The 19,036-nt window shown below is 28.1% G+C and carries 17 protein-coding genes; 14 read left to right on the top strand and 3 right to left on the bottom strand.

Annotation, left to right across the window (positions count from 1 at the left end; translation table 4 throughout):
• The first annotated feature begins 107 nt into the window (after positions 1-107).
• Positions 108-1,295: an elongation factor Tu gene (gene tuf / locus SCHIN_RS05970; RefSeq protein ID WP_166508713.1), complete on the top strand. Its 1,188-nt coding sequence runs from the start codon at positions 108-110 to the stop codon at positions 1,293-1,295.
• 105 nt (positions 1,296-1,400) lie between these two features.
• Here tuf and SCHIN_RS05965 read toward each other — a convergent pair whose 3' ends face one another.
• Complete coding sequence (locus SCHIN_RS05965; protein WP_166508712.1) at positions 1,401-1,892, bottom strand: GNAT family N-acetyltransferase; 492 nt, start codon at positions 1,890-1,892, stop codon at positions 1,401-1,403.
• A gap of 269 nt (positions 1,893-2,161) precedes the next feature.
• Between SCHIN_RS05965 and SCHIN_RS05960 the strand changes: the two genes are divergently transcribed.
• The 9 genes from SCHIN_RS05960 to pepF all read left to right on the top strand — a co-directional run bounded on the left by SCHIN_RS05960 (position 2,162) and on the right by pepF (position 13,152).
• Complete coding sequence (locus SCHIN_RS05960; RefSeq protein ID WP_166508711.1) at positions 2,162-3,103, top strand: hypothetical protein; 942 nt, start codon at positions 2,162-2,164, stop codon at positions 3,101-3,103.
• Between the two features lie 12 nt (positions 3,104-3,115).
• Positions 3,116-4,489 (top strand): hypothetical protein, encoded by a 1,374-nt coding sequence (locus SCHIN_RS05955; RefSeq protein ID WP_166508710.1) that lies wholly within the window; start codon positions 3,116-3,118, stop codon positions 4,487-4,489.
• Between the two features lie 32 nt (positions 4,490-4,521).
• A complete protein-coding gene (locus SCHIN_RS05950; protein WP_166508709.1) occupies positions 4,522-5,454 on the top strand; it encodes a hypothetical protein in 933 nt (310 codons plus the stop codon).
• Positions 5,455-5,465: 11 nt separating this feature from the next.
• Positions 5,466-6,854, top strand: coding sequence for a lipoprotein (locus SCHIN_RS05945; protein WP_166508708.1), 1,389 nt, complete (start codon positions 5,466-5,468; stop codon positions 6,852-6,854).
• Positions 6,855-6,886: 32 nt separating this feature from the next.
• The gene (locus SCHIN_RS05940) at positions 6,887-7,852 is read left to right on the top strand and encodes a lipoprotein (protein WP_166508707.1); all 966 of its coding nucleotides are present in this window, start codon (positions 6,887-6,889) and stop codon (positions 7,850-7,852) included.
• A gap of 11 nt (positions 7,853-7,863) precedes the next feature.
• The gene (locus SCHIN_RS05935; protein ID WP_166508706.1) at positions 7,864-9,252 is read left to right on the top strand and encodes a lipoprotein; all 1,389 of its coding nucleotides are present in this window, start codon (positions 7,864-7,866) and stop codon (positions 9,250-9,252) included.
• Between the two features lie 76 nt (positions 9,253-9,328).
• A complete protein-coding gene (locus SCHIN_RS05930; protein ID WP_166508705.1) occupies positions 9,329-9,922 on the top strand; it encodes a GIY-YIG nuclease family protein in 594 nt (197 codons plus the stop codon).
• Positions 9,923-9,967: 45 nt separating this feature from the next.
• A complete protein-coding gene (locus tag SCHIN_RS05925) occupies positions 9,968-11,305 on the top strand; it encodes a M17 family metallopeptidase (protein ID WP_166508704.1) in 1,338 nt (445 codons plus the stop codon).
• A gap of 71 nt (positions 11,306-11,376) precedes the next feature.
• A complete protein-coding gene (gene pepF / locus SCHIN_RS05920) occupies positions 11,377-13,152 on the top strand; it encodes an oligoendopeptidase F (RefSeq protein ID WP_166508703.1) in 1,776 nt (591 codons plus the stop codon).
• Between the two features lie 71 nt (positions 13,153-13,223).
• Here the strand turns inward: pepF and SCHIN_RS05915 are convergent, their stop codons facing one another.
• Positions 13,224-13,688 carry a peroxiredoxin gene (locus tag SCHIN_RS05915; protein ID WP_166508702.1) on the bottom strand — a complete coding sequence of 155 codons (465 nt, stop codon included), beginning with the start codon at positions 13,686-13,688 and terminating at the stop codon, positions 13,224-13,226.
• A 197-nt stretch (positions 13,689-13,885) separates the two neighbouring features.
• Between SCHIN_RS05915 and SCHIN_RS05910 the strand changes: the two genes are divergently transcribed.
• From SCHIN_RS05910 to SCHIN_RS05900, 3 genes are all read left to right on the top strand, one after another.
• A complete protein-coding gene (locus SCHIN_RS05910) occupies positions 13,886-14,626 on the top strand; it encodes an ABC transporter ATP-binding protein (RefSeq protein ID WP_166508701.1) in 741 nt (246 codons plus the stop codon).
• Entirely contained in the window at positions 14,626-16,347 is a 1,722-nt protein-coding gene (locus SCHIN_RS05905) for a hypothetical protein (RefSeq protein WP_166508700.1), read from the top strand. The genes SCHIN_RS05910 and SCHIN_RS05905 overlap by 1 nt, the downstream gene beginning before the upstream one ends.
• Positions 16,348-16,549: 202 nt before the next feature.
• Positions 16,550-16,957 (top strand): hypothetical protein, encoded by a 408-nt coding sequence (locus SCHIN_RS05900; protein WP_166508699.1) that lies wholly within the window; start codon positions 16,550-16,552, stop codon positions 16,955-16,957.
• 34 nt (positions 16,958-16,991) lie between these two features.
• On the opposite strand, the gene SCHIN_RS05895 is transcribed toward SCHIN_RS05900, so the two are convergent.
• On the bottom strand, positions 16,992-17,864 hold the full coding sequence (locus SCHIN_RS05895) for a Cof-type HAD-IIB family hydrolase (protein ID WP_166508698.1): 873 nt from the start codon (positions 17,862-17,864) through the stop codon (positions 16,992-16,994).
• A gap of 173 nt (positions 17,865-18,037) precedes the next feature.
• Here SCHIN_RS05895 and SCHIN_RS05890 point away from each other — a divergent pair, with 173 nt between their 5' ends.
• Entirely contained in the window at positions 18,038-18,979 is a 942-nt protein-coding gene (locus SCHIN_RS05890) for a Vmc-like lipoprotein signal peptide domain-containing protein (protein WP_166508697.1), read from the top strand.
• The last annotated feature ends 57 nt before the right edge of the window (positions 18,980-19,036 follow it).

The raw sequence follows: 19,036 nt of genomic DNA, 5'->3' as shown, positions 1-19,036 counted from the left end.
TTATTATTTACCTAACAATTAAAAAAAACTATTGTATTTTTGACAAAATGTAATTAAAATTATTATGACATTTTGTCCGAGACACAAAATGAAAGGAATGAAAAAACATGGCAAAAGAATCATTTGACCGTAGTTTACCTCACGTTAATATTGGAACAATAGGACACGTTGACCACGGTAAAACTACATTAACAGCTGCTATTACTAAAGTTTTAGCTGAAAAAGGAGGAGCAACTTTTACAGATTACGCAAACATCGATAACGCTCCTGAAGAAAGAGAACGTGGTATTACAATTAATACATCACACGTTGAATACAAAACAGAAAACAGACACTACGCACACGTAGACTGTCCAGGTCACGCCGATTATGTTAAAAACATGATTACTGGTGCTGCACAAATGGATGGTGGGATCTTAGTTGTTGCTGCAACTGATGGACCTATGCCTCAAACAAGAGAACACATCTTACTTTCAAGACAAGTTGGAGTTCCAGCTATCGTTGTTTTCTTAAACAAATGTGACATGGTTGATGATGAAGAATTAATCGACCTTGTTGAAATGGAAGTAAGAGACTTACTTTCAGCATACGACTTTGATGGAGACGGAGCACCTGTAATTAGAGGTTCAGCTCTAGGAGCATTAAACGGTGATGCAAAATGAGTTGAAAAAATCGAAGAATTAATGGCTGCAGTTGATGCATACATTCCTGAACCAACTCGTGATACAGACAAAACTTTCTTAATGCCAGTAGAAGACGTTTTCACAATTACAGGACGTGGAACTGTTGCTACAGGTAGAGTTGAAAGAGGAATCGTTAAAGTTAACGAAGAAGTTGAAATCGTTGGATTAGTAGAAGAAAGCAAAAAAGTTGTTGTTACAGGATTAGAAATGTTTAGAAAATTACTAGACTTTGCTGAAGCTGGAGATAACGTTGGAGCATTATTAAGAGGGGTTAACAGAGAAGACATCGAACGTGGTCAAGTTCTTGCAAAACCAGGAACAATCAAACCTCATACAAAATTAAACGCTTCAGTTTATGCTTTAACTCAAGAAGAAGGTGGACGTCACAAACCATTCTTTAACAAATACCGTCCACAATTCTACTTCCGTACAACTGACGTAACTGGTGAAGTACACTTACCTGAAGGAACAGACATGGTTATGCCTGGAGATAACGTTGAATTAGTTGTTGAATTAATTAAACCTATCGCTGTTGAACAAGGTACAAAATTCTCAATCCGTGAAGGTGGAAGAACTATTGGTGCTGGAACAGTTGTTTCAATTATCGAATAATTAAAGTTATAAATTTATTTATGACAAACAAAAACTCATAACGCAAGTTATGAGTTTTTTTATATTTAATTAAAAAAAGCTCGAATTAAATTCAAGCTTTTTTCTTTAAAATTCAAATACCATATTGTATCATGTATGTCCTGCAAATTTAGATTCAGAAACACCGTGATTTTTGAAATTGAATTTTTCATAATAAGTGACCAATTCCTTAACACAAGTTAATGAAACAGCTTTTTTGCCTTCACTCTTGGCTTGTTCTAAGAAATTTTGTATAAGTCTAGAACCAATTTTAAATTTTTGACATTCTTTGTCAACGGCTAAAGTTACTACTCAATAATAAGGATCGCTATCAATATTTTCTTTTGTAATCGTAAAAACTTCATCCTCAAGATAAAGTGATGATGAACTTTTTCCAACTATAAATCCCATAACTTTACCTAGCTCATCACGAGCAACTATAAATGAAGAAGATATCTTTTCTATTCTCTCTTTGTAAGTCTCTCTTGAAAGTACTTCTTGGGGAACAAAATTTTCAACCTCTATTTGGTATATCTTATCCAAATCTGATAAAACAGCTTTGTCAAATTTTATATACATATAAATCTCCTTTCGTATATATGAATTATACACAAAATAAGATAAAAAAGTCTGGTTGCTCTGTTTCAAATTGGTGCAATATAATATATAATTTCTTTATAGAAAGGTATTAAAGATTTACAAGTATAAACAGTACGGGAATACTGTTTAAAAATAAAAAAAGATAAGTAAGTAATTAATAATAATTACTCAAAACATGTGTCAAATGTTTATTTATTAAACAAATTACCAATTATCAGTAGCAATAAAACTAGATAAGGGGTTGCGGGATGAAAAAATTATTAAGTTTAGTGGGAGCTATATCAATGTTTGGTTCAAGTGCAACAGTTGTTGCTTGTGGAGGAGTAACTGTAACAAATGATTATCTTCCTTCAGATAAAAATATATCATATATAGAATTTAGTCTTAGACTTGAAGCAACACAAAAAGAAGTGTTAGAAGACTTAGAAAATGCAGTTGAAATTTTTTCAACACGTCTAAGGGTTAAAGACTTATTTATACAAATTGTTAGAAATGAACAATTTGTATCCTTTGATGAAAACTATATAGTTCAAGAAAATGATGAAATAGTTGTAATGGCAAAAAAAGAAGCAGATCCTTATAAAGGTGTTTTAAGAAGAACTGCTGAAGAATTAAGAGAAGACCTTAAAGATTTAAGACAAAGTCTTTTCCTTACAACATCAAATATTCACTTTTCAACAACATACAAAGATATATATAATGATATGAATACAAGAATTTCTGGAAACTTGAAAGAAGAAGGTTTCAAAATAACAATTAATGATAAAGAAGTTACACAAGAAAATGAAAATACATTAATAGGAAATGAAGCGATTATTAGAATTGATGCTCCAGAAAATTCAAAAAAATATAAAGGTTATAAAGAAATAAAACACAAGTTTGAAAAAATGGATTCAGATTTTCAACCCCCTTCTTTTAAAGATATGGGAGGTAATTCAAAACAAGATTTTGAAAATTGATTAAGTGCTACTGTTAATCAAAGAGCATCATCGTTCTATTTTGGACAAATAAATTTGGTTCAAGGTATTGATTGAGTTATTAAAGGTCTTGAAGAATATAAAGATCCAGAGAATATTATAGTTAATTGAGATGAAGTAGAAACAATACCAGATATGGCTTTTATAAGTGTGGACTTTAAAGGAGAAACACTTCAATCTAATGAAACTATTTTTGTAATTATAGAACAATAAGGAGGTTTGGACATGAAAAAATTATTAAAACTAACACTGTCTCTCACCGCTTTAACCAGTACAGCAACTAGTGTTGTTGCTTGTAAAACAACTTCTGAAGGTAGTTCAATTTCATTGCCTGAATTTAATAGTATTAAAATATTTGATACAGGAGCACAAGTAAAGTACAAAATTTGAAATGAGTTTTTAAATAACAGAATTTATTTAACATTAGATGATTATGAAGTTTATTTACAAACTCAAAATGAAAAGATTTTATTGAAAGATGATTATGTCATTCAACCAGAAGATACTTTGTTTATAAAAATATTGGACAAATCTGTTAATCGTTATAGAGATATGTCTTTTGTAGTAAAAGATAACAGAAAAAAATTAGACAAATTAAAAATAACACTTGATAGAGAATTAACAGTTAAAGAAGTTTTTGAAAAAGTTTCAAAAACCATAACAGATTTAGCGCCAATGGCAATTTTTAAAACTGATTATGAAGTATTAATTGATGGAAAAAACTATGAAGAATATGATTCAAGCTATATTGTAGAAGAATACTCACATGTAGAAATTAAAGCATTAGAGTTTTCTCAAATTTTAAAAGGATCTATAAATCTGGAAGTTATTTTACCAAGATTTAACATTTCACTTCTTTATTTAGAACTTAATAGTTTTAGTCTTTATGACGAAGTGTTAAGTGAAATAAATAATAAATTATCATATTGAGAAGGCAATGCTGAAATTTCTATAACAAGAGATGGTAAAAAAATAGAATTTGATAGCAATTACATTGTTGAACAGAATGATAAATTTGTAATTAAATCTATTGAGGGTAACAAAGTTCTTAAAGGAGAACTTCAGGCAACAATTGTTAAACGAAGAGTTAACTTTGCAAATCTTTATTTAACTTTAACTTTAGGAAAAAAAACATCAGATTCATTGCAAGCTCTTGCAAATAAAATGAACGCCTACTTTGAAAAGGAAAAAATTGGTATAACAGTTAGTGAAAAAGATCTTCAAATAACTGGTTTAAAAAATGATACATATATAACAAAAGATTCTACAAATGTTTATTGTAGTTACATAAACAACGGTTTAACTTCTAATGTAAATGCAAGAGTAAGTATAATTGATGTTTCGCTTGGTGAATTAAGTTTAAGTTCTGGTTTTATTTGAAGTGATTACGAAACTTTAATCCAAGAAATTGAAACTACAATTAAAGGTAATTTTCCTGATTTTGAAATGGATAGAGAATATGAAATAACAAATAAAAAAGATGAGAAAATTACAGCAGATTATACTCCAGACTTTGGAGAAAAAGGTCAAGATTATTTAATACTTAAAACTCTAACGAGTTCTAAATATATAATTGAAGGCAAAAAATGCCAATTGTAATAAAACAAAATAAATAAAAAGGGGGAATATTTATGAAAAAAATATTAATGACTTTAGCAAGTATTTCACTTGTAAGTTCTTCAACAGCTACTGTTTCTTGTTTTTCACAAAACTACTATGAAGACTATATAAAAGATCATAATGATATAACATCAATTAACTACAAGTTCTTAATTGGTAAAACCGGAAAGACTATAAAAACAGAATTAGATACATTAATGAAAAATTTTAATATTGACCTGTCTATAGATTCATTAGATATTTCGATATTAAGAAATTATGACTTTGTAAACTTTACAGATAACTATATTGTTCGAGAAGGTGATTACTTAGTGGCTACTTTAAAATTTGATTATTATCCACTTGGAGGAACTATCACTGCATTAGCCGAAGAAGGAAGAGATGATATTGGAAGGCTGGGATGAGATAGAGTTTTTGATGGTAAAATTTTAGCTCCAGATAGTACTTATTCAGATGTAAAAAGTTCAATAGATAATTTCTTAGGTCAAAAATATAAAGGAAGTAAATTTTCAATTTACATAAACAAAAATAAAATAGGACAAGAAAATTTAGACACAATTTTAAAAGACAAAGATGTCATAAAAATTGAAACAACTCAAGATTCGTTTGAAATTACAGGAAACTTAGAATATACATACCATTCAAAAAAAGTTGATGTTATGAAAATGCCAAAAGTTTCTTTCTTCAATCTTGGACTTGGAAAAGATAAAGAGGCTTTTGAAAACTTCTTATCAGAAAAATTAAATGAATTTGTTTCAAAGAAATATTTGAACGATATAAATGTTTCATTAGACCAAGATTGAACTATTGAAAAGATGAGCTTTAATGGTGAAGACAAACCTTGAAGTGAAGTTGACCAATTAACTATTAAAGATAAAATCACTGTTAATTTCATGGGAAACTTCTTTAACAAAGAAACACAAGAAATAGAAATATCAGGTTAGGGGGAATTAAAATGAGAAAATTGTTAAGACTTATTGGTTCATTGACTGTTGTAGCGTCAACCGCAGCTACAACTGTATCTTGTCAAGATACATTCTATAATAGAAATTTTTATAACTCAGGAAAAATTAGAATAGGTCATACTGGTCTTGAAGCAAAAATAATTCTTTGACAAGACCAAACAGCTATATCTGCTCACTTTGCATTTTCTGCTTTAGAATTTTTCCTAGAAGTTAATGAAGAGAGAGTGGAGTTAAAAGATGATTACATAATTAAAGCAAATGATGTAATCATAATGACACCAAAAGATAAAGAATTAAGAAAGTATGAAGATTTAAGGATAGTGGTTTCTGAAAAAAGAACAAAAATAGGAAACATTCGTTTAACTTATAAAAAATTATATTCAGTTGAAAAAATTTTAGAAATAGCTATAGAAAGATTGAACAGATCTTATCCTTCTAGTTATATAAAAGAAGATTTTGAAATTTTTATAAATAATAAAAATATTTTAGACTTAAATGGTAAAGACTTCGTTAAAGAAGGAGACACTGTAAAGATTGAAGCTGTGCCAACTTCAACTAGATTAGTTGGAAGTTATGAAACAAAAGTTATTTTAGGAGTAGAAGACCTTAAGGACTTTAAAGCTACAATCTTTAAAAATCAAACGCACCAAGGAATAGCAGAAGAATTAAACTTTTTATTCCCAGGATGAGAAGATAACATTGATATTACTGTTAAAAGAAATGGAACTTTAGTTGAATTTAATGAAGAGTACGAATCAGTTGAAGGAGACATAATTAGTTTTGATGCAAAACCTAACAGTAATTTATATAAAGGATCTTTACAAAGAAATGTTCTTGGAATGGATACTACGTTTGTAAATTATTCAACTTTTAAAATTAATGCAGGTCAGACTGTTGGTGAAGCTAAAAAAATGATAGTAGAAACTTTCAATTCATATTTTAAAAATAATAATTACAATATTACTTTTAAAACTAGTGATATTGTAATCAGATACTATGCAGATGAAACTGGATTTGAGGATGATTATACAGTTAAAGCAAATGATGGTCTTTTTGCGTTTATAAATAATGAGTACACAAACGGAAAAAACTTGGAACAAAGATTATATATACAAAGAATCGATTTACCATTTAAGAACTATGTACTTTATTGATATGATTATGAAACTTTTATGAAACAATTTGAAGAATTAATACATGCAGATTTCCCATTCTTTGATATTACAAAAGAATTGGAATTCCTAAATGAAGAAGGAAGACGTTTGCTAGAACCAACAGATTTTACAAATCTTTCTGGCAAAACAATTTATTTTGATAGTGCATATGGTGCAGAATTTCTTGCATACAACGTGAAACAATCTAAAATAACTTTTATTTAAAAAAGAGTATGAATGAGAGAGAGGACAAATAAATGAAAAAAATATTGAGTTTATTGGGTGCAGTAAGTATTATTGCAACGCCAGCATTAACAACTGCTTGCGGTACATTTACCTCGGTGGGTGAGCAATTCCCGGGAAAAAATATAAGTCAAATAAATTTTAAAATGTATGTTAATGAAACAAAAGAAGAGATTTTAGAAAACCTAGACAAAGCTTTAAGTGATTTTGGAAGAAGACTTTCTATACGAAGTGTTGATGTCTACATGGTAAGAAATGAAGTGATGATAGATTTTAATGATGATTATATAGCTGAATACGACGATAAAATTCTTGTTGCTGCAAAAAGAAGTGCAGATCCTTATGGAGGTTATTTCACAACATGAGCAAGAGCGAAAGGTACTGATCTAGGAATGTCTAATTTTTCTTATATATTGGATGGCAAGAGAATGTTTTTTACAAACACATATAAGACTTTAAAAGAAGAGGTTATTAAAGAAATAGAAAGATACAGTGACGGTCCAGATCCAAAAGTAGATGTTTATGCCGAAACAAAACAAGGTTTTGTTTTAATTGACGACACTAATCTAACTACACAAATTGGTGCTGGTAATAGAATTAAAATGGTTGCACAAAAAGGTGCAGAAATGTTTTCAGGATCTAAAATTTTGGAAAATGAATTTAGAAAATATAATTTAAAACCATTTGTAATAGAAATGGCTAACATGACTGGTCAAAACGATAAAGAATTATTTGTAGACCGTTTTGAATATGGATTACAAAATTTATTAGAGTCTTATTATTTTCAAGTATCTTCAACTATAGAAAATGAAGATTGAAAAGTCAAAGAAGTTATTAGAACCCACAAAGATGGAAGTACAGAAATTTTAGCATGAGATGACAATTTAAATGCTCTGCAAACTGGAGACCAGGTTGTTGTTAAAACAATGGGAAACATTTTTGAAGAAGCAGAAGTTGCAATTAAAATGGTAAGGTATTAGGTGATGATGAAATGAAAAAAATTTTACAATTATTAGGATCTTTTACAATTGCTGCAAGTTCATCTTCGTTAGCGGTTTCTTGTGGTGAACCAAAAATGGGTTTTGCCACACTTCCAGAAGTTTCAAATATTTTTGTTGGGGATAATGGTAAACAAGTTAAATATAAAATCTGAGATTCTTATGCTAGCACAAATTATTTCTTATTAATGAGTGAGTACGAAGTTTACATTAAAAAAGATTCTAAAGAAACTAAACTAACTGATGATTACATTATTAAGAATGGTGATGTAATTCATATTAAAGTATTAGATACAGAATTTAGAAGATTTGCAGATACTGAATTTCAAATTTTTGATACAAGAGCAGATCTTTCAAAACTTAAATTATCATTTGATGAAGAGATTAGATATACTGATTTAAAAAGAATGATATCTGACAAAATTTATGATTTAAATCCAAGGTTCTTCTCAGAAAGTGATTTTATAGTTTTAGTTGATGGAGAAAATTCAGACAGATTTAACTATATGTCTGGTTATATTGTTGATGGAGCTGTAATAGAAGTAAAAGCTTCTGAGGATTCAAGAGCACTAACAGGTAGTTATAAAACTACTTACACAATTAAAAAATTAGATATTTCAAATATCAATATTAAAATTAAAGCCTTTCTTGATATAGAAAGAGTTAGAATAGCTATCAAAAATGAACTACCAAATTACTACGGAAACGTTTCAATAATTGTTTACAGAGGTAATGATCAAGTTGTTTTTGATTCTAAATACGTTTCAAAACCAGGGGATGAGTTTTTAATAGAAGCAATTAGTGGAAATACTCTTTATGAAAATAAAGTTAAAACTACTGTGATGCCAGGAGATTTAAGTGAATTTAAATTAAGTCCAACAATTATGGCAGGAACTAAAAAACAAGATGTTAAGGCAGAACTTTTAAAAAGCTTAAATGAACAATTAAAAAAAGCTGATGTAGATTTAATTTTAAATGATTCTGATATCAATATTGATTTAACTAATGCTCCAGATTACATTAAAAAAACTCAAGCATTAAATAAATTAATTGTTAAAAATGAAAACATAGAAACATTAGAACTAGATGTTAACATTACATCTTTTGATGATTACAATGCTTTTAATATTAAAATTGGAAGTTACAAAGAAGTTTTAGATGCCGCAAATGTGCAATTAAAAAATGAAGTTCCATTTTTAGATATCTACAAAGACTTTGATGTTTTTAGAGAAGTGTCAAAAAACAATCAATTAGTTTTAGAACCTTTATTGCCAACAGATACACTTGAACTGGCAGATACTTTACAACTGTTAGGAAAAAGAAATTCAGATTATGTGGATGAAGGTAAAGCTCTTTATTTGATAGCAATTTTAGATTATTAAAATACACGTCACTGACGTGTTTTTATTTTCTAACATAGATATTTAAAAAAAGATATAATTACATTTAGAGGTAATCATGAATAAAGATTTTGAAAAGCAATATAAATATATTTGAAAAACAAAAACAAGTAGAGATGTAAAATACAAACAAACGAGTAGTGAATATTGCACTAAATTTGTTACTGAACTTGAAAAAACAAGGCAAGTCTATAATGTTGACACCATTAAAGACTTGCCTGAAAAAATATCTGGAGTTTATTTAATATATTCTTTTAAAAAAGATAAAACCTTAAAATTTTCTTATATTGGTGAATCTATAAATATATTGCAAAGATGAAAAACTCATATTTATAATTTTAAAAAAGAAAATAAAGAGTCTTCAAAATTCAGAAAAAAAGAAAAGAAACTAGAAAACTTAAGATTTTTAGTTTTAAGTGAAATTGAAGACCAAAACTTAAGACTTAAAAAAGAAACTTATTATATTTATGCTTTAAGATCTAAGTTCACAAATACAAATACTAAATTAGCAAATAGAAAAATGAGATGTGAAAATGGTCATGGAGTTAAACGAACATTTTTAACTTACCATAAAGATAAACCATATTTTGAAATGTACATATATGGAACATGTAGAAATAAAATTTGTGATAATAAATTTTTAATTAATTAATAAAGTGGTAAGATACTTATATATATAGAGGAGATGACACAAAAAATGATTACAAGTAATAAAAATACTTATGAATTAACTTTGAAAGCTTGTACTAAAGATTCAAACGTTAACTCTGTTGTTTTAAAAGAAGCAGGAGTTTCAACTTTAGTAGCTGAAGAAAAAACAATCTACTTATGTGTAGATGCAAAAGCTGACTTAGAAGCTTTAAAAAAATTAGTTGAGGGATTCGTAGCAAATAATAAATATGATTTAAACGTAGACTTAAACTCATTTGTTGAAGTTTTTGAAAACAAAGAAGAAGTTTTCCAAGTTTTAACTGAAAGTTTTATGTTCTGATCACACCAAGTGTTCGAAATGAAAAAAGAAGTTAAAAAACAAAAAAATTATGACTTAATTTTTGATGCAAAATTTGAAACAATCTTCAAAGACTCAGAAATTAAAATGGAATTTGTAAACTTTGCAAGAGACTTACAAGACTTACCACCAAACGTTGGTACATCAGTTGAAATTGCAAAAAGAATTGAAGAAAAAGCAAAAACAGTAAATGGTGTAAAAATTACAATTTACGATAAAAAACAAATTGAAGACATGAAAATGGGATTACTTTTAGGAGTTAATGCTGGAAGTTATGTTGACCCAAGAGTTGTTGTTTTAGAATACGTTGGAGATCCAAGTGCTAAAAGAACTGCTTTAGTAGGAAAAGGAATTACTTTCGACTCAGGAGGATATAACTTAAAACCTGCTAACTTCTTAGAAAACATGAAATTTGATATGTCAGGAGCTGCAATTGTTTCTTCAACAGTTATGGCTTTAGCTAAAAAAGGTGCAAAATGTAATGTAGTTTCAGTTGGTCTATTAACTGATAACAGAATTGGTGGAAAAGCAACTTTAACAGAATCTGTTTTAACATCAATGAACGGACAAACAGTTGAAATTACAAACACTGATGCTGAAGGTAGATTAGTATTGGCTGATGGAATTACTTACGCTGTAAGAAATGAAAAAGCTGAAAGAGTTATTACTGTAGCTACTTTAACAGGAGCTATTGCTGTTGCATTAGGAAGATGATTTACTGGAACATTTGCTTCAGACAACCAATTCTACTCAGAATTTGAAAGTGCTGCAGATTCAGCACAAGAACCAGTTTGAAGACAACCAATGATAGCAGATCATTTAAAAGCAATGCAATGTTCACAAGTTGCAGATCTTGTTAACTCAGAACCAGGAAGAGAAGCTGGTTCATCAACTGCAGCTGCATTCTTAAATTCATTTGCAGAAGAAAAATCATACATTCACTTGGATATTGCAGCAACTGCTGACAGAAATAGACGTGGTAGAGCACCAATGACAAGAACAATGTTTGAATTATTAAATAAATAAAAAATTTAAAAACACCCTTAAAGGGTGTTTTTACTTTGTTTTAGCAAATCAAAATATGCTAATATAAATATATGAAAAGAACACAAGCACAAAATGAATATAAATGGGATTTTTCCCACCTATATGAAAATACTGAGCAATGAAAGAAAGACCTTGAAGAATTTGAAAATATCATAACAAAAATTTCAGATTTAAAAGGAAAGCTAGGAGAAGAAAAAAACTTTCAAAATTACTTAGACCTAGATGTTGAAGCTGACTTTAAAATGGCAAAATTAAATCAGTACATACATCTTTATGATATAAACCAAACTGATAGTGAACTTCAAGAATTAGATTCACTATTTACAAATGTATTACAAGAAACTGGAGTTAAAACAAGTTTTGTAATTCCTGAAGTTTTAAAAATAGGTAAAGAAAAAATATTTTCTTTTATAAATAATAAAGATTATGAACAATTTAAATATAGATTTGAAAGTATTTTTGAGAAAGAAAAACATATACTTGAAAATCACAAAGAAGAGTTATTAAGCAAAGTTGATAGAAGTAGAGTTGCAACAGCTATGTTGTATGACAGTTTATCATATGCAGATAAACTAGAAAGTACAGTAATGGTTGATGGAAAAGAAGAAGTGGTTGACACAACTTTCTTTAAAAATACATTAGAAGATAGTCGACCACTTGAAGATCAAAACTTTAGAAAAGAAGTTTGAGATAAATATTTTAACAATGTAACTCAAAGAAAATATAGTTTTGCAAAAATATATGAATCAATTATTTTAAAACAAGTTGAAGACAAAAAAGTTAGAAACTATGATTCAGTACTTGAACAAGCATTATTTAATGATGGAGTTAGTGTTGATATCTATAAAAAATTATTAGAAGTTGGAAAGAAACATATTCAACCTTTAAAAGATTATTATTTATTAATTAAGAAAAAAAATAAACTAGATAATTTTTATACAACAGATAGAGAATTAAAGTTAGTTTCAGAATATAATGAAAAGTTTGATGTTGAAACTGGAATCGATACTGTAAAAACTGCTTTATCAGAACTTGGACCAGAGTATTTTAAAAAATTACACATAGCTTTTTCTGATAATAGAATTGATTACTTTGAAGATACCAATAAAGTAAGTGGAGCATATTCTTCTGGGGGAACTGGAGTAGAACCTATAATTTTAATGAACTGAGATGATAAACTTTCATCTCTAAGTACATTAGCTCATGAAGTTGGACACTCAGTACATACTTTATTTTCTGAAGAAGAACAAAAATATCCTTTAAGTGATTATCCAATTATCTTAGCTGAAGTTGCATCAACTTTTAATGAACATGTATTATTTGATTTCTTATACAGTACAACAAATGACAAAAATAAAAAAATCTATTTACTACAACAAAGAATTTTTGATTTAATATCAACATTTTACAGACAAATTCAATTTGCAGATTTTGAATATAGAGCACATAAACTTGTAGAAGATAAAGAACCATTAACAAGTGAAATTTTAATGGAATTATTTAGAGAAGTTGAAAATGAATATGGATATGACGTGTTTGATGATAAAGATAGAGAAGTGTATCATTGACCATACATTTCTCACTTTTTCCACTCACCATTTTATGTATATAAATATGCAGTTGATTTAGTTGCAAGTTTCAAATTATTTGATGACTTTAAAAGTGGAGATAATTTAGCAATTATAAATTTCTTAAAAAAAGGAGGTTCAAAAAAACCTCTTGAAATCCTAAAAGAATGTGGTGTTGACTTTGAAAAAGAAGACACTTACATGCCTTTAATAAATGAAATTAAAAGACTTAATAGCGAATTGGAAAGTTTGTTATAAAATAAAAAGCCCCGAAAGGGGCTTTTTAAATATTCTATTGAGAAAGGATTATCATCCTTTGTTTACAGTCTTTAGAATTTAGTTGGGTTTTCCTTAATAGTTTTCAAAACATCATCAATGTGATGTGTTGGATGTACATTTTGAAAATCAAACACAGGTTCTAAGTCAGTGTTTAAAATAAAAGTACATCTTCTAACTCCGTCAGTTATGCTTCCGTCGGGTCAATTAACTTTTCCTCAAACATCAAGTTTGTGTACTAAGTCTTTTTCAGTATCTGCTATTAAAGGAAAATCTAGTGAAAAATCACATGCAAATTCATTTTGATCTTCACTTGTATCATCACTGATTCCAACAACTGTGAATTCAAGTTCTTCAAATTCATTTAATCTCTTTGTGTACTCTTTAACTTCTTCAGTACATCAAGGAGTATTTGCTCTTGGATAAAAAAACAATACCATTCCACGTGGTCCCAATAATGATGAGAGGTGAACTTTTTCACCTGTATCTAAAAAATATAAGTGGTCAACTAGTTTCATAATTTTCCTCCTAGACAAATTCTAACATATTATGAAAAATAAAAAAATGAAACTTAGCAAGATAAGAAATAAACTATAAAATTTATTTAACTATAATTAAAGTATAACAATTAAAAAAAGTACAATATCTATCTGATGTAATTATAATAAAATAACAATTATAAATTTTAAAAACCAAATTAGAAATGGGGTTTAAAATGATTGAAATAATACAATTGTCAAAGGTTTTTAAAAACGGAGCAGGAATTAAAAAAATAGACCTATCAATAAAAGAAGGTCAAATTTTTGCTATTCTTGGACCAAATGGAGCTGGAAAATCAACTCTCTTAAAAACCATATTCAAAGAGTACCTACCCGATGAAGGAAAAATAACTTTTAATGGTGAAACAGAAGGTTTTTTAAAAAAATTTAGTTTCTACACAGACCAAAGTTTATTTCCTAAGGGAATAGGTATCGGTTTTTTCTGCAGGTACACTGCAGAGTTGGTGGGGATAAGTGCTTCTAAGGCTAAAGAAAGAACGAAACATTTGTTAAAGACCTTAGAATTAGAAAAATATACTAAAAAAACATTTGCTTCATTATCTGCTGGAATGCAAAAAAAAGCTATGCTAGCTGCCACATTAATAAATGAGCCAGAGTGTATTTTTTTAGATGAACCCACTGCAAATCTAGATGTTGAATCTAGAAGAGCATTGCTAAATTTATTAAAACAGTTAAAAGACCAAGGAAAAACTATAATCATAACAAGTCATATAATAGATGAGTTACAAAATATAGTAGATCATGTTGCAATTATAAAAGACGGTGTTTTTGTCTATGATAAACCTTTTGATAAAGACAAAGAACAATTAGAAAATTTGTACTTTAATTATATAGATTCAAAAGGTTTAGAACAAAAATACGGTGATTTAACAAATTTTGAGGGGGAAATAAATTAATGAGAAGTTTTTTGGTATGTACAAAATATTCTGCAAAAACTGTATTATTTTCTAAACCCTTTTGAATTGCAAATCTAGTAGCTTTTTCTTTCTTTACAATATTTAATACCGTTGCTAACTCATTAATATTAAAAAATAATTTAACTGATTTTAGTTTTGCTCAAATTCATACTGTAAATTATTGTATGTTATGAGTTCATTTCGGAATAATTGGGATAATCTTTATGTACGACTTTTTTTGAACACAAAGAACTAATGGAATAAAAATGATGGAAATAAAAAGTGGTCTGAAACCCTATCAAATATTTTTAGCAAAAATATTTGTAGTTACAGCTCTTATTGTTACAATTATTTTATTTTACGCAACTTATATAGTAGTATTAACTTCAATTTACTTTAGTTCAAATAATAACATTGTAAACACTTTTACAATAAATCTTTACAGTTTGCTTTATTTATCTTTAATTGTCCCTTCAATAGCTCTACTTCTGTCAGTCTTAAACTTGAAAAAAGCAGTATTGATAGTATGTTCAATAATAATTTCTTTATTGGCTTTGTCTCCAACTTTGGCTGAAATGTTTTTCAGCCCAGTGCGACTTAAGGCTAAAAATTCAAATTCAGGAGGAAGCGATTTCAATTTGAGTGGTGGTGCAAACAGCATTTATTTCCATTATTTATATAAAAAACTTAAAACAGATTCAAGTCTCGAGGTGATTTTCAATGAAATTGAAAATATAACTAAAAATATAGATATGATGAAAGAAACAATACACCTTGAGAATGAAGAGGGTCTAAATGATTTTCAACAGAATTATTATAGAAAAACTATTGATTACTTAAAAAGAATAGATTTTTATAAGGTTGGTGTGGATGTTGAAATTATTGACTTTATAAACAAAATTAATTTTAAATTGTTGCCAAGTGCTTATAAAGAAATTAAGTATACAAAACCAAATTTAACAACAGTTCAAGAGCAATTATTAAATACAAAACAATCTAAAAGAAATCAAAAAAATATTGGTGCATATAATTACTTTAATAGTCATGATGTAGTAAAAGAAGTGGAAGAATTTGCAAATTTATTTGAAAATAATTTAGATTCAAATAAAAAAGAATGAAAAAAAGTCAACAAAAAAATAGTTGATACATTTAAAAAAGACTTCTATTTCAAAGGTACTTCATGGCATATAAACTCAATGGGTTTATTTTTCCCTATTGATTGATCTATAGTAAACGAAAACTCAGGCATATTGCCAAAATATAATGATCCATTTGAATTAGATTTGTTAATTAGAGATGATTGAGTTGATTCTGTTGGTAAGAAAAAATATCAATCTGCACTCTTTAAAATGATGAATCAAAAATCTATTATGTCCAAACAAAATACTCCTGAAACATATTATGCAACCAAACCTGAAAGAATGGGTATTTATTTAAATCCCGTTATGTGGTTCGATGTATCAAGAGCATTTGGATTTATTAGCCTAGATTTTGAAACGGTTGTTTTGGCTCAAACTCACGGATTGTTCAACACATATAATTTTTATAAAGTTGATTATGAATTTGTTGAGGATATAGAATCTTTGATACAAGAGATCAAAATATTAAGTTATAACTATACAGGTCCAAGTAGAGGAGTTTTATATTCCATAACTTTGTTTATACCATTTTTAATAATCGCGGGAAGTTATTTTATTTATAGAAAAAATATTTATAAATAAGAATGGGAGATAAAAAAATGACATTGAAGTTGAAAAATATTCAAATTATTTACAACTTTATTTTACTGATGTATATCAAAGAACAATTCTATCCAGATATCCTGGTAAAATTGGAAAGCCAAAAGATTTTAAGGAGTCATTAGACGTATTTGAAGAAATCTCAAAAGAGCAGAGAGAAAAACTATTTGGAATAGATAGACCAATGAGTAGAGTTTATATTAGAGATTATGGAGCAAATGATAAATTGGAATTTCTGAACAAATATAGATACGCATATTTTAGATATAGTTATGGATATAATTTTGCAAATAATGGTAATAATTCATGAACTCACAGTAAAGATGGGGTCAACATGGGGACACCAGGCTATGACGCAGATATGATAACCCTAACTTCAGGAGATTCTAATAATACTGTTATTGATGGTTATTTCCAACACACATCAGCTTCTAGACATGTTGCTAGAATTCAATTTAATATCAATTGAATAACTAGAGATGTATTTGATTTTGGATTAAAAGTAGTTGCTTCACTAAATTATGGAAATAATTCTTCATATGTTCATGCAGCTTATGTTGGTATAAAATTACATTATGCATATTTCTTTTAGAGAACAAAAAAATAGAGTTATATAACTCTATTTTTTAAACTTCTTTTCCTTCAAGCAAGGCTTCTAAGTAATAACCAAGACCACCTTCATCGTTAGAAAGTTGTGTAATACCTGCAGCAACACTTTTTAAGTCATCACTACCATTTTGCATAGCTACACCATAACCAACTCTCTTAATCATTTCATAATCGTTCATTTGATCTCCAAATGCAATTACGTCACGAATATCTGTGTTATAGTATTGAGCTAAAATATCAGAAACAAAACCTTTGTTTACGATTTTGTTAGTTAAAGTAATCATAGAAACTGCCTCTTGGCTCATGTTTCCATATACATTTCCTGATTGAATTTTAATTGAGTTTTTGAATTTTTCAAGTTGTCTGAAAATTTCATCCTTTTGTTTATCATCTTTCAAAAATAAAACAACGTTAGTAGATGGACCTTCTCAAGCTTCATAGACATTAGAGATAAAGTAATCATCATCTTCAACATCATCTAAATGAAAGAATTTCTCAATAAATTCATCTTTTTTACTTACAACAGCTTTGTTATAGTTTTCAATTAAGATGTTTTGACAAGCATCTTTAATTATTGGATTATGAATAATACCTTGAACAATGTCTTCGCTTATTGGTAAAACTATTCTTTTAAAACGTCTTTTTAATGGATCATGAATATGTGCCCCATCAAAGTTAGTTAATAAAGTAGTTAAACCTAATTCTTTGTAAAAACGAATACTTGCTCTATGTGGACGTCCTGTGATTATACAAACATGATGTCCATCTTCTCTTGCTTTAATCAAAACTTCTTTTGTTTTTTGGTGAATTTCTTCACCATTTGCTTTTAAAGCAGTTCCATCCAAGTCAATTAGTATTAATCTTTTTTTATCTAAATGTTGTAATTTCATTGATACCACTTCCTTTTTATCGATAGTTTTATTTTAAAGTAAATTGCCAATAAATGCTAGTTTTTAAAAATATAGTGCTTTTAAACTTAAAATAGCAATAAATTGTACAAATCTTATTTCTTTTTTTTTTTTTTTTCATATAATTAGTGTATTACTACGGGGAGGTAATTATTATGAAAAAATTATTATCAATGTTAGCAATCACAGGAATGGTTACAAGTGTTGGTTCAACGGTTGTAGCTTGTAATTCAACTCCTTCAACAGGGAGTGGAAATGGAGAAGAACAACAAGTAGACCAAAGTAAAGCTTTGGATTTGGCAAGTCTACCAAAAGATTGAGATTTTCTAGAACCAGGAATTACAATTACAAATTTACAAAAAGAAGTAGCAAAATATTTATCACAAGATGTTGATAATGATATCAACTATACTGATGGTACTTATTATATAAAGGTGTATGAAAATAATAGTAAAGATGCAATGTTAAGTAAAGATATCATAAGAGCAGGTCAAAGCTATAAAATTGAATCATTCAAAGCAAATAAATATTTTAAAGGAAGTTATCAATTTGAGTTTGAAAAAGTAAGTCTTAACGAGGTTTATCTTGGAGATACAGCTAATGAATGAGCATTTGTAGCTGCAACAAACTTTGAGTCTGCAAAAGATGTAATAGTGTCTTCACTATTTAAAGGGGCATTTACATCTGATTTTAAAGAAATTAGTGCAACAAACCTGGATGAAAAAGGCAATATTCAAGTTGGTAGTGAAATTAAGCTTGTTGTTGATCCAAACACAAGTTCATATAAAGATAGTGAAATTACAATTAAAATGGAAAATAAAGCTGATGCTTTCTATTTATTTAAACAGTATGCAAGTAATTTATTCACATCTAACGGAGCGGATTCATTCTTTAATAATTTAAAATGATATAGTGAAAATCAAAAGAGAGGACCATTGGTAGATATTTTTACCACCGAAACTGTAAAATTTGATAAATTGGAAAGTAATGCATTCAAACCTGAATCCGAAGTTACTGTAAATTATGCTGAAAATAACTACTTTGAAAACCAAGGAAATGAAAAGAAAACAGTTAAAGAAATTAAAGAACTAGTTTAATTAGAAAACTGTAAAATAAGTGATTTCACTTATTTTTTTTTTTTTTTTGCGTAAACA

The organism is Spiroplasma chinense (assembly GCF_008086545.1).
GTDB classification, from domain to species: domain Bacteria; phylum Bacillota_I; class Bacilli_A; order Mycoplasmatales; family Mycoplasmataceae; genus Spiroplasma_A; species Spiroplasma_A chinense.
The sequence above is the reverse complement of the archived record's forward strand: the minus strand, read 5'-3'. Positions and strand labels throughout refer to the sequence as shown.